Raw genomic sequence first — 11,636 nt, 5'->3', positions numbered from 1 at the left:
TCAAAGAAAAATTCGGAGGCGTTTGTGATGCCTGAAAGTCTTCTCTACGGCACCGAGGTTGTGCTCAACGGCCTGATGGCAGGAGTGCTTTATGCCCTCGTCGCGCTGGGCTTCGTTCTGATCTACAAAGCCTCCGGCATCTTCAACTACGCCCAGGGTGTGATGGCGCTGTTCTCTGCGGCGACACTGGTGGGGATCATGAAGGGGCAGGTGCCCTTTGCGCATCTGATCAACGCGGCGCTTGGCACGGAAATCCACCACTTTGGCTGGCATGTGCCCGCGATCTTGGCGATCCTTCTGACCATGGGTGTCATGGTGTTCCTCGCCTGGGCGGTGCAGAAATTTGTGTTCCGCCATCTGGTCAACCAGGAGCCGATCATTCTGTTCATGGCCACCATTGGCCTCGCCTATTTCCTCGAAGGTTTTGGCGACCTGATGTGGGGCTCTGACATCAAGACGCTGGATGTGGGTCTGCCCCAGGGTGGCAGCTTCTGGATTGAGGAAAACACCCAATGGCTCGGCATGGGCAACGAGAACTTCTACGGCTTCTTCTTGGATCAGCTCGATCTGATTGCCACGGTGATCGCCACCATTCTCGTGATCGCACTGGTGCTGTTCTCTCAGTACACCAAACAGGGCCGCGCCATGCGCGCTGTGGCCGACGATCACCAAGCGGCGCTGTCGGTGGGCATCTCGCTCAACTTCATCTGGGTCATGGTCTGGTCCGTGGCAGGCTTTGTCGCGCTGGTGGCGGGCATCATGTGGGGCGCCAAATCCGGTGTGCAGTTCTCGCTCTCGCTGATCGCACTCAAGGCGCTGCCGGTGCTGATGCTGGGCGGCTTCACCTCGATCCCCGGCGCCATTGTCGGCGGCCTGATCATCGGTGTGGGTGAAAAGCTCTTTGAATTTACCATCGGCCCGCTGGTCGGCGGCGCAACCGAAAACTGGTTCGCCTATGTGCTGGCACTCGTCTTCCTCGTCTTCCGGCCGCAGGGCCTGTTTGGGGAAAAAATCATCGAGAGGGTCTGAAACGAAAGGTCTCACAGGATATGCCAAAACTTCTAGCCATCCTGAACGTCATCGCCTGGTCCGGCTTCTGGGCCTTCGGCTACCTCGCCATCACGGCGGACCCGGCTGATGCGGGGCAAATGACCACCGCCGCGGTCCTCGCGGCGACAGGGGGAGCGCTGGGAGTGTGGTGTTACCTCAAGCTTGTGCGGCACTCAGAGGCCACGGGCTATGCGAAAAAGGGGAACCGGGCGGACCGGTCCCATCTTGAAAGAGAATATAACGAGGAGAACAGCTGATGTTCTATCGTGAAGCGGGCGACTTCAAAACGAACTACGCCGACGACAACCAAACCTTCCCGATCCGCTTTGATCGCTATCGGTACTATGCGGTGATGCTCTTTGCCTTCTGCGCGGTGCCGTTCCTGATCAATGACTACTGGGTCAACGCGATCTTCCTGCCGTTCCTGATCTACGCGATCGCGGCGATTGGTCTGAACATCCTCGTGGGCTACTGCGGGCAGGTCAGCTTGGGCACCGGGGGCTTCATGGCGGTGGGGGCCTATGCCTGCTACAAGCTCATGACCTCTTTCCCGGAGATCAACATCTTCATCCACGTGCTCCTGGCGGGCGGCGTGACCGCGCTGGTCGGGGTGCTCTTTGGTCTGCCATCGCTGCGCATCAAAGGCTTCTATCTGGCGGTGGCCACACTGGCGGCACAGTTCTTCCTTGTGTGGCTCTTCAACCGGGTGCCGTGGTTTTACAACTACTCCGCCTCCGGTCAGATCTCCGCACCGGAACGCACCGTGTTTGGCATCGCCGTGACCGGCCCCAACACCACCGCTTGGGCGCCCTATCTCTTCTGCCTCGTGATCCTCACGTTGCTGGCGATTGTGGCGCGCAACCTGACGCGCGGCATGCAGGGGCGCAAATGGATGGCGATCCGCGACATGGACATCGCCGCTGAAATCATCGGTGTGAACCCGCTGAAGGCCAAGCTCTCCGCCTTTGCTGTCAGCTCCTTCTTCATCGGTGTTGCGGGCGCGTTGTTCTTCTCGGTCTATCTGGGCGCGGTGGAAGTGGGCGAGGCCTTTGGCATCAACCAGTCCTTCCTGGTGCTCTTCATGATCATCATCGGCGGCCTGGGCTCGATCTTCGGCTCCTTTGCCGGCGCAGCCTTCCTGGTTCTGATGCCGGTCCTGCTGAAAAACGTGCTGGTGGGGGGCCTTGGCTGGCCGACCGATATTGCCGCACACCTCGAATTCCTGATCGTGGGGGCGCTGATCATCGTCTTCCTGATCGCAGAACCCCATGGTCTGGCGCAGCTCTGGCGCGTGGCCAAGGAGAAGCTGAGGTTGTGGCCCTTCCCGCATTAAGGCGGGGCCATGACCAGCGCGCGGGGCGGGGAGGCCCTGCGCTCACCATCGGACAAAAACCAAGGGAGGAGAAACCCGATGAAATTGAAATTCGCATCCATGGCGCTCGGCGCGGTGATGGCGGCAGCCCCGGCAATGGCCGATCTGGTGTTCCCATCACTCAGCTACCGCACAGGCCCCTACGCTGCAGGCGGCATTCCTTTCGCGGATGGCTACGCAGATTACTTCACTCTGCTGAACGAGCGTGATGGCGGCATTGGTGGCGTTCCGATCCGCATGATCGAATGTGAAACCGGCTACAACACCGCCAAAGGTGTGGAATGCTACGAATCCACCAAAGGCGAAGGCGCGCTGGTCTATCAGCCGCTCTCCACCGGCATCACATATCAGCTGATCCCCAAAGCGACCGCGGATGACATTCCGATTCACTCCATGGGCTATGGCCGGACCTCTGCCGCCAACGGCGAAGTCTTCAGCCACGTGTTCAACTACCCTGGCAACTACTGGGATGGGGCCTCCGGTGCGGTGAACTACCTGCTTGAGACCAATGGCGGTGACCTGAAGGGCAAGAAAATTGCGCTGGTCTATCACAACTCCGCTTACGGCAAAGAGCCGATCCGCACGCTCGAAGAGCTGCAGAAAAAGCACGGCTATGAGCTGAGCCTGCTGCCGGTGGATCACCCCGGTCAGGAGCAGAAATCCCAGTGGCTGCAGATCCGCCGCGAACGTCCGGACTTTGTTCTGATGTGGGGCTGGGGCGTGATGAACCAGGTTGCGGTTCAGGAAGCCGCCAACATCCGCTTCCCGATGGAAAACTTCATCGGCATCTGGTGGTCCGGTGCAGAGCATGACGTGCTGCCAGCGGGCGCGAAGGCCAATGGCTTCAAGGCGCTGACCTTCCACAACGTGGGCCGTGACTTCCCGATCTTTGACGACATCCAGAAGTATGTTGTTGATGCGGGCAAAGCGGCAGGCGCAGGCGATCAGGTCGGCAACGTGCTCTATAACCGTGGCATGTATGCGGCCATGCTCGCAGCTGAGGCGGCCAAAACCGCTCAAGGCATCCACGGTACAGCCGACATCACTCCAAGCCAGATGCGTGACGGCATGGAAGCGCTGCAAATTGATGAGGCCAAAATGACCGCGCTCGGCATGCCGAACTTTGGTCCGGCCTTCAACGTCTCCTGTCAGAACCACGGTGGCCCGGGCCTCGTTGGTGTGACCCAGTGGGACGCGGCCAATCAGACCTGGTCGTTGATCTCTGACTTTAAAGAGACTGACGGTGAGGTGATCGGCGCGCTGGTGGCGGAAGATTCCGCAGCCTACGCCGCTGAAAACAACATCGAAGCGGCCTGTAAGTAAGCCCCGCTCAAACCCAACCGCCCCGGCCGGAACTTGCTGGCCGGGGCACCCTGATCCTGAGACGAAAGACAACGCTTATGCTTGACGCTGGTCGCACCGAAGAGACCCTTCTGGAGGTCAACAACATCGAGGTGATCTACAATCACGTGATCCTTGTGCTGAAAGGCGTGAGCCTCTCGGTTCCCAAGGGCGGCATCACCGCACTGCTGGGCGGCAATGGCGCAGGCAAAACCACCACGCTGAAGGCCATCTCAAACCTGCTGCACTCCGAGCGCGGCGAGGTCACCAAAGGCACGATCAACTATCGCGGCGAACCTGTGGCCGATCTTGATCCGGCAGCGCTGGTGAAAAAGGGCGTCATTCAGGTGATGGAAGGCCGTCACTGCTTTGAGCACCTCACGGTCGAAGAGAACCTGCTGACCGGGGCCTATACCCGCAGCGGTGGCGAAGTCGCCGCAGATCTCGAGATGGTCTACAATTATTTCCCACGCCTGAAAGAGCGCCGCAAATCGCAGGCGGGCTATACCTCCGGCGGGGAGCAGCAGATGGTCGCCATTGGCCGCGCGCTGATGAGCCGCCCGGAATGTATTCTGCTGGATGAACCTTCCATGGGCCTTGCACCGCAGCTGGTGGAAGAAATCTTCACCATCGTGAAAGACCTCAATGAGAAAGAAGGCGCGACCTTCCTTCTGGCAGAGCAGAACACCAATGTGGCGCTGCGCTTTGCCCATTATGGCTATATTCTGGAATCCGGCCGCGTGGTGATGGATGGCCCTGCCGCCGAACTGCGCGAAAACCCGGATGTGAAGGAATTTTATCTCGGCATGTCTGAAGAAGGCCGCAAATCCTTCCGCGACGTGCGCTCCTATCGTCGCCGCAAACGCTGGCTGAGCTGACCTCAGCCTCCCTTTCTGCCCGGTCTGACCGGGCACCCACTTCCCGTCTCGCGCCGCTCTCTCTCAGCGCGCGCACAAGAAATCTTTGGCCGCACGCATGGCGGCAGAGCACATAAAGGATGGCAACATGAGCCGCTTTTTTGATGAGTTGGAAACCCGCAGCGCCGATCAGCGCGCCGCCGATCTGAGCGCAGCCCTGCCTGCGCAGCTGGACCGCGCTAAGGCCTTGCCGGGCTTTGCGGCCAGTCTGGCGGATGTGGATCCGGCCAAGATCACCTCGGCTCAGGCGCTGGCAGACCTCCCCGTGCTGCGCAAATCAGAGCTTGGTGCCGCACAGAAAGCTTCCGGCCCCTTGGGCGGTTTTGCTGATCTCAGCAATCCCAACATTGCCCATGTGTTCCAGTCTCCGGGTCCGATCTATGAACCCGGTGGCACCAGCCATGACTGGTTCCGCTTTGGCCGCGTGCTGCATGCGGTGGGCATTGGCGCGGCTGACATCGTGCACAACTGCTTTTCCTACCATCTGACCCCGGCGGGCATGATGTTTGAAAGCGGCGCCCGCGCCGTGGGTGCCAAAGTGCTTCCCGCAGGTGTGGGGCAGACCGAAATGCAGGTCCGCGCCGCGGTGGACATCGGCACCACTGCCTATGCGGGCACGCCCGACTATCTCAAGATCATATTGGACAAGGCTGAGGAGATGGGCGAAAAACTCCAGATCACCAAAGCCACTGTCGGCGGCGGCGCGCTTTTCCCCTCGCTGCGTCAGGAATATGCCGATCGCGGCATCACCTGTCTGCAGGGCTACGGCACCGCCGATCTGGGCTCGATTGCTTATGAATCCGAGGCCATGGAAGGCATGATCATCGACGAAGGCGTGATTGTCGAAATCGTCACGCCGGGCACCGGCACCCCAGTCGCGCCGGGCGAGGTGGGCGAAGTGGTGGTGACCACGCTCAACCCCGATTACCCGCTGATCCGCTTTGCCACCGGCGATCTTTCCGCAATCCTCCCGGGCGAAAGCCCCTGTGGCCGCACCAACATGCGCATCAAAGGCTGGATGGGTCGCGCCGACCAGACCGCCAAGATCAAAGGCATGTTTGTGCGGCCAGAGCAGGTTGCGGCGCTGGTGGCCAAACATGACGAGATCGCAAAGGCGCGCGTCATCGCGACGCGTTCAGGCGAGATGGATGTGATGACAGTGCAGATTGAATCTCCGGGCGGTGATGCGGCCGCCTATGGGGCCTCCGTTGTGGATGCGCTCAAGCTCAAAGGCACAGTCGAAATCGTCGCGCCGGGCAGCCTGCCCAAAGACGGCATCGTCATCGAAGACCAGCGCAAATACGATTGATCTAAAACCAACGCCCGTGTCGCTTGCGGCACGGGCAGCGCCCGCCGCCCCCCGGCAGGTGCATGCGCACCTCCCCAGGCAGGCGCCGCCCTTGTTAGCTTCGCCCGGAATCAAGGCGCATCGCGCCGCCGGGCAGCGCCCGTCCGCCCCCATGGGCGGGCGCTTTTGCAACGGTTGCACATGTCGTGAACGACCAGTTAGTTGCGAGATAAAGTGCCACGCTTACCGGATTGAGCGCCCACCCGCGGTCGGGCGCGGCCCTTCCTCTCAACGTATCCCACGCCCCTTCTGGATCGCATCCGCGCCAAACCGTGCGCGGATCGCATCGGTGGCGCGCTCCGCCTTGGCGCGCTGCACCGCCTGCGGATCGAGCAGATCGCCTGAAAGATCCGCCTGCGTAGCGGGCACCAGATCCGCAAGTCCCACCCCGATCAGCCGGTAAGGCCCCTCATTTCCAACCTGATCAAACAGCCCACGCGCGGTGCGATAGAGCGTGTCCGCCATCTGTGTCGCATCCCGCAGGCTCACTCGGCGGCTGATCGTGCTGTGATTGGCGCGCTTGAGCTTCAGGGTCACCACCCGCCCCGCCAGATCCTTGGCTTTCGCCCGATCCGACACCTTTTCCGACAGCCGCCATATGTGCCCGTCCAGCACATCCAGACTGGCGGTGTCCTCAAAAAACGTGGTCTCGTTGCTGATGCTCTTCATCGGCGCATGCGCAGAGACCTTACGCTTGTCCTGCCCCCGCGCCAGATGCCACAGCCGATAACCGGTGTTGCCAAACCGTGCGATCAGGTCTTCCTGATCCCAGCGCAACAGGTCGGTGAAGGTGCGAATGCCCGCGCGCTCAAGGCTCTCTTGCGCCACCGGGCCAATCCCCCAGATCATCCGCACCGGCTTGTCACTCAGGAAGTTCGCGGTCTCCGCCTTGCCAATCACCGAAAATCCGCGCGGCTTGTCCAGATCACTGGCCACTTTGGCAAGGAATTTGTTGTGGGACAGCCCGATTGAACCTGTGATCCCCAGCTCGTCTTTCATCCGTTTTGTCAGCCGTGCGAGCATCACCGCTGGCGGCGCACCATGCAGTTTTGTGGTGCCGGTGAGATCGAGAAACGCCTCATCCAGCGACAACGGCTCAATCACCGGGGTCAGCTCGTCCATCATCGCGCGAATGGCGCGGCTGACCTCCACATAAACCGACATGCGCGGCTTGATCACCACCGCCTCTGGGCAGAGTTTCAGCGCCTGAAACATCGGCATGGCGCTGCGCACCCCGCGAATGCGTGCCACGTAACATGCCGTGGAAACCACGCCGCGCCGCCCGCCGCCAATGATCACCGGCTTGTCCACCAGCTCCGGATTGTCGCGCTTCTCCACGCTCGCGTAAAACGCATCACAATCCATATGCGCGATGGAAAGATCAAACAGCTCCGGATGGGAAATCATGCGCATGCTGCCACAATGGCCGCAGCGCGCCGCGCTTTGGCTCTCGGTCAGGCAGTCTCGGCAAAATGCGGGCATCCGCGCGTCTCTCGTGTGAGTCTCGGAGCCTCAATATAGCAGCAGTCGCGCCGCCTGACAGGGGCGGCGCGCAGGCTTTGGCTTAGCGGTTGGGGCGCTTGGCCTGTGCCGATGCCAGCTCTGTCACAATGGCTTGCGCTGCGGCGCGCGGGTCTTCGGCGGTCCAGACCGGGCGGCCCACCACAATGTGGTCAGCGCCATCTGCCACCGCATTGGCCGGGGTTGCCACGCGTTTCTGATCGCCCAGTGCTGCGCCTGCGGGGCGCACGCCGGGGGTCACGATCAGACGGCCCTCAGATTCCGGCAAAGCCCGGATCAGCGCCGCTTCCTGTGGGGAGGCAATCACGCCATCCGCGCCCGCGTCAAACGCCCGGCCTGCGCGCTCCTGCACCAGATCCTTGATCTCGCCGTCTTTGATCAAACAGTTGTCCAGATCCGCGCGATCCAGCGATGTCAGGATGGTCACACCCAGAATTTTCAGATTGCTGCCCGCCGCGCCTTCCTTGGCCGCAGCCACCACATGCGGGTCACCATGCACGGTGAGGAAATCCAGATCAAACTGCGCCAGCCCGCGCACCGCCGCCTCAACCGTGGCGCCGATGTCAAACAGCTTCATGTCCAGAAAGATGCGCTTGCCGTGCTCGTCTTTCAGCTCATTGGCCAGCGCCAGCCCGCCTCCGGTCAGCATGCCAAGCCCGATCTTATAGAAAGACACGGCATCGCCAATCTGCTCTGCAAGCTGCACACCCTGCAGGGCGTTGGGCACGTCAAGGGCTACGATCAGGCGGTCGTCTGAACTCATGGGAGGTCTCCAGCAATTTAGGGTGGCACAAAGCAAACGCGCGCCTTCTAACGCTTCATCCCCGCTGCGGCAAGCCTGCGTGCTTCAGGGCAGACCCCAGAAACGTAAAAAGCCTCCCCACCGGGAGGCTCAATAGATTGCCTTTGAGGCGGATCAGCCCTCGCTTGGCAATACGCCCGGCGCAAAGGAAAGCTCTTCGCGGCCGGTGCGCATCTCTGGCATCCGGCGCAGTTGCCGCAGCGCTTCGCGGATCAAGGCCAGCCGTCCCGCGCCTTTCTGCGGCTCGGTGCTGTCTTCCGCCGGCACTGCGCAATGCACCCGCACATCACGCGATGCACTGCTGAGGCTCACCACAGCCGTCAACTCGCCCAGTGTCTGGCGATACATCGGGTTGGTGATCTGAATTTCTGTCACATGCATGGCATGCCACCCCCATAAACATTCTGTTCGACGTTCAGTCTGGCGCGAAAATAGGGCGAAAATTGTCTCAATTTAGGGGAATTTTTGTGCCCTTTTCGCCCTGGAAAATCCCGCATCCGTTGAGACAGATTTAAATTCCTGTCTGGCAATCTTGACCTGACACACGCAAGATCCCACATCTTTACCGAGGCCCACAACCTGACGTGCCGCAAAGCGGGCGTTATCGGCAATCGGGCGCTTATGAGAAGGAGAAAACCCATGGACTTGAGCAAGTTCACGGAGCGGTCACGCGGCTTTATTCAGGCGGCGCAGACCATCGCGATGCGGGAAAACCACCAGCGTCTGGTGCCCGAACACATTCTGAAAGCATTGATGGACGATGATCAGGGGCTTGCGGCCAATCTGATCAGCCGCGCAGGCGGCAACGCCGCAGCTGTGCGCGAGGCGGTCGATGCCGCCGTTGCCAAACAGCCGCAGGTGTCGGGCGACACTGGCCAGCCCTATCTGGAAAACACCTCAGCCAAAGTGCTCTCTGAGGCCGAAAGCCTTGCCAAGAAAGCAGGCGACAGCTTTGTGCCGGTGGAGCGCATCCTGATGGCGCTGGTGATGGTGAAATCCAAAGCCCGCGACGCGCTTGAGGCCGGTAATGTCACCGCCAAAGCGCTCAATGCTGCGATCAACGACATCCGCAAAGGCCGCACGGCAGACAGCGCGTCGGCAGAAGACGGCTATGAGGCGCTCAAGAAATACGCGCAGGATCTGACCGAGCGCGCCAGCGAAGGCAAAATCGACCCGATCATTGGCCGCGATGATGAAATCCGCCGCGCCATGCAGGTTCTGAGCCGCCGCACCAAAAACAACCCGGTGATGATCGGGGAGCCCGGCGTCGGTAAAACCGCGATTGCCGAAGGCATGGCTCTGCGCATCGTCAACGGCGACGTGCCTGAAAGCTTGCGTAACAAGAAGCTTCTCGCGCTCGACATGGGCGCGCTGATTGCAGGCGCAAAATACCGTGGTGAGTTTGAGGAACGCCTCAAATCCGTGCTCACCGAAGTCACTGAGGCCGCAGGTGAAATCATCCTCTTCATCGATGAGATGCACACCCTTGTGGGCGCCGGCAAATCTGAGGGCGCGATGGATGCGGCCAACCTGATCAAACCGGCCCTTGCGCGCGGCGAGCTGCACTGCATCGGCGCCACCACGCTCGATGAATACCGCAAATACGTGGAGAAAGACGCGGCCCTCGCGCGCCGCTTCCAGCCGGTGATGGTCGAAGAGCCCACCGTGGAAGACACAATTTCCATCCTGCGCGGCATCAAAGAGAAGTATGAGCTGCACCACGGCGTGCGCATCTCTGACTCTGCACTGGTCGCCGCCTCTACGCTCAGCCACCGCTACATCACGGATCGCTTCCTGCCGGACAAAGCCATCGACCTTGTGGACGAGGCCGCCTCCCGCCTGCGCATGGAAGTGGACAGCAAACCCGAAGAGCTCGACGCGCTTGACCGCCAGATCCTTCAATTGCAGATCGAGGAACAGGCGCTCCAGCTGGAGGATGACGCCGCCTCCGTGGACCGTCTGGAAACCCTGCAGAAAGACCTCGCCGATCTGCAGGAGAAGTCTGCCGAGCTCACCGCCAAATGGCAGGCCGGTCGTGACAAACTCGCCTCCGCGCAGCACATCAAGGAAGTGCTCGATCAGGCCCGCGCCGATCTGGACATCGCCAAACGCGAAGGCAATCTCGCCCGCGCGGGTGAGCTGAGCTACGGCGTGATCCCAGATCTCGAAAAACAGCTCGATGCCGCCGAAAACGGCGAGGGTGAAATGACGGTGGAAGAAGCCGTGCGCCCGGAGCAGATCGCCCAGGTGGTCGAGCGTTGGACAGGCATTCCAACCTCCAAGATGCTTGAGGGCGAGCGCGAGAAACTCCTGCGCATGGAAGAGGACCTGCACGCCCGCGTGATCGGCCAGAACGCCGCCGTGACCGCCGTGTCCAACGCTGTGCGCCGCGCCCGCGCAGGCCTCAACGATGAAAACCGCCCCCTTGGCAGCTTCCTCTTCCTCGGCCCCACCGGCGTAGGGAAAACCGAGCTCACCAAGGCCGTGGCCGACTTCCTCTTTGATGATGACAGCGCCATGGTGCGCATCGACATGTCCGAATTCATGGAGAAACACGCGGTCGCCCGCCTGATCGGTGCGCCTCCCGGTTATGTCGGCTATGACGAAGGCGGGGTGCTAACAGAGGCCGTGCGCCGCCGCCCCTATCAGGTGGTGCTGTTTGATGAGGTCGAGAAAGCCCATCCGGATGTCTTCAACGTGCTCCTGCAGGTGCTCGATGATGGTGTGCTCACCGATGGCCAGGGCCGCACGGTGGATTTCAAGCAAACGCTGATCATCCTCACCTCCAACCTTGGCGCACAGGCGCTCAGCCAGTTGCCCGAAGGTGCGGACGCAGCCGATGCGCGGCGCGATGTGATGGATGCGGTGCGCGCCCACTTCCGCCCCGAATTCCTCAACCGACTGGATGAGACCATCATCTTTGACCGCCTCGCGCGCGCAGATATGGATGGCATCGTCGAGATCCAGCTCGCCCGCCTGAAAAAACGTCTCGCAGGCCGCAAAATCGGTATCGAACTGGATGAAGGCGCGCAGAAATGGCTCGCCGATGAAGGCTATGATCCGGTCTTTGGTGCCCGTCCGCTCAAACGCGTGATCCAGCGCGCTCTGCAAAACCCGCTGGCGGAGGCTTTGCTGGCGGGGGATGTGAAAGACGGCGACACCATCCCGGTCAGCGCCGGGGCAGATGGGCTGATCATCGGCGACCGGCTTGGCACCTCAGGGCAGCCAAAACCGGATGATGCGGTTGTACATTGATCTGAAATCTTCCAGAAAGCCCGCTGTCCG

At 61.1% G+C, this 11,636-nt stretch carries 10 protein-coding genes; 7 read left to right on the top strand and 3 right to left on the bottom strand.

Annotated elements, in window-relative coordinates; translation table 11 throughout:
- Positions 1-27 precede the first annotated feature (27 nt).
- The 6 genes from J7399_RS06585 to J7399_RS06560 all read left to right on the top strand — a co-directional run bounded on the left by J7399_RS06585 (position 28) and on the right by J7399_RS06560 (position 5,989).
- Entirely contained in the window at positions 28-1,029 is a 1,002-nt protein-coding gene (locus J7399_RS06585; protein WP_209084861.1) for a branched-chain amino acid ABC transporter permease, read from the top strand.
- A 20-nt stretch (positions 1,030-1,049) separates the two neighbouring features.
- The gene (locus J7399_RS06580; RefSeq protein WP_209057482.1) at positions 1,050-1,307 is read left to right on the top strand and encodes a hypothetical protein; all 258 of its coding nucleotides are present in this window, start codon (positions 1,050-1,052) and stop codon (positions 1,305-1,307) included.
- On the top strand, positions 1,307-2,383 hold the full coding sequence (locus J7399_RS06575) for a branched-chain amino acid ABC transporter permease (protein WP_209057480.1): 1,077 nt from the start codon (positions 1,307-1,309) through the stop codon (positions 2,381-2,383). The genes J7399_RS06580 and J7399_RS06575 overlap by 1 nt, the downstream gene beginning before the upstream one ends.
- Before the next feature lie 78 nt (positions 2,384-2,461).
- On the top strand, positions 2,462-3,745 hold the full coding sequence (locus J7399_RS06570; RefSeq protein WP_209057478.1) for an ABC transporter substrate-binding protein: 1,284 nt from the start codon (positions 2,462-2,464) through the stop codon (positions 3,743-3,745).
- A gap of 77 nt (positions 3,746-3,822) precedes the next feature.
- Complete coding sequence (locus tag J7399_RS06565) at positions 3,823-4,641, top strand: ABC transporter ATP-binding protein (protein ID WP_209057476.1); 819 nt, start codon at positions 3,823-3,825, stop codon at positions 4,639-4,641.
- Between the two features lie 127 nt (positions 4,642-4,768).
- Positions 4,769-5,989, top strand: a complete 1,221-nt coding sequence (locus J7399_RS06560) for an AMP-binding protein (RefSeq protein ID WP_209084859.1) — start codon at positions 4,769-4,771, stop codon at positions 5,987-5,989.
- Between the two features lie 267 nt (positions 5,990-6,256).
- Here J7399_RS06560 and J7399_RS06555 read toward each other — a convergent pair whose 3' ends face one another.
- From J7399_RS06555 to J7399_RS06545, 3 genes are all read right to left on the bottom strand, one after another.
- Positions 6,257-7,510, bottom strand: a complete 1,254-nt coding sequence (locus tag J7399_RS06555; protein WP_209084858.1) for a DNA polymerase IV — start codon at positions 7,508-7,510, stop codon at positions 6,257-6,259.
- An 82-nt stretch (positions 7,511-7,592) separates the two neighbouring features.
- On the bottom strand, positions 7,593-8,312 hold the full coding sequence (gene pyrF / locus J7399_RS06550; protein ID WP_209084857.1) for an orotidine-5'-phosphate decarboxylase: 720 nt from the start codon (positions 8,310-8,312) through the stop codon (positions 7,593-7,595).
- 153 nt (positions 8,313-8,465) lie between these two features.
- Positions 8,466-8,732 carry a hypothetical protein gene (locus tag J7399_RS06545; RefSeq protein WP_209057454.1) on the bottom strand — a complete coding sequence of 89 codons (267 nt, stop codon included), beginning with the start codon at positions 8,730-8,732 and terminating at the stop codon, positions 8,466-8,468.
- A 258-nt stretch (positions 8,733-8,990) separates the two neighbouring features.
- Between J7399_RS06545 and clpB the strand changes: the two genes are divergently transcribed.
- Positions 8,991-11,606 (top strand): ATP-dependent chaperone ClpB, encoded by a 2,616-nt coding sequence (gene clpB / locus J7399_RS06540; protein WP_209084856.1) that lies wholly within the window; start codon positions 8,991-8,993, stop codon positions 11,604-11,606.
- Positions 11,607-11,636 lie beyond the last annotated feature (30 nt).

The organism is Shimia sp. R9_1 (genome assembly GCF_017743775.1).
Taxonomy (GTDB): domain Bacteria; phylum Pseudomonadota; class Alphaproteobacteria; order Rhodobacterales; family Rhodobacteraceae; genus Shimia.
Note: the sequence above shows the minus strand (reverse complement) of the source record. Positions and strands in the feature narration are given on the sequence as shown.

What these genes read in the sequence shown, in the direction of transcription:
- J7399_RS06585 (WP_209084861.1), top strand. Translation starts at nt 28, where the DNA reads ATGCCTGAAAGTCTTCTCTACGGCACCGAGGTTGTGCTCAACGGCCTG.
- J7399_RS06580 (WP_209057482.1), top strand. Translation starts at nt 1,050, where the DNA reads ATGCCAAAACTTCTAGCCATCCTGAACGTCATCGCCTGGTCCGGCTTC.
- J7399_RS06575 (WP_209057480.1), top strand. Translation starts at nt 1,307, where the DNA reads ATGTTCTATCGTGAAGCGGGCGACTTCAAAACGAACTACGCCGACGAC.
- J7399_RS06570 (WP_209057478.1), top strand. Translation starts at nt 2,462, where the DNA reads ATGAAATTGAAATTCGCATCCATGGCGCTCGGCGCGGTGATGGCGGCA.
- J7399_RS06565 (WP_209057476.1), top strand. Translation starts at nt 3,823, where the DNA reads ATGCTTGACGCTGGTCGCACCGAAGAGACCCTTCTGGAGGTCAACAAC.
- J7399_RS06560 (WP_209084859.1), top strand. Translation starts at nt 4,769, where the DNA reads ATGAGCCGCTTTTTTGATGAGTTGGAAACCCGCAGCGCCGATCAGCGC.
- J7399_RS06555 (WP_209084858.1), bottom strand. Translation starts at nt 7,510, where the DNA reads ATGCCCGCATTTTGCCGAGACTGCCTGACCGAGAGCCAAAGCGCGGCG.
- pyrF (WP_209084857.1), bottom strand. Translation starts at nt 8,312, where the DNA reads ATGAGTTCAGACGACCGCCTGATCGTAGCCCTTGACGTGCCCAACGCC.
- J7399_RS06545 (WP_209057454.1), bottom strand. Translation starts at nt 8,732, where the DNA reads ATGCATGTGACAGAAATTCAGATCACCAACCCGATGTATCGCCAGACA.
- clpB (WP_209084856.1), top strand. Translation starts at nt 8,991, where the DNA reads ATGGACTTGAGCAAGTTCACGGAGCGGTCACGCGGCTTTATTCAGGCG.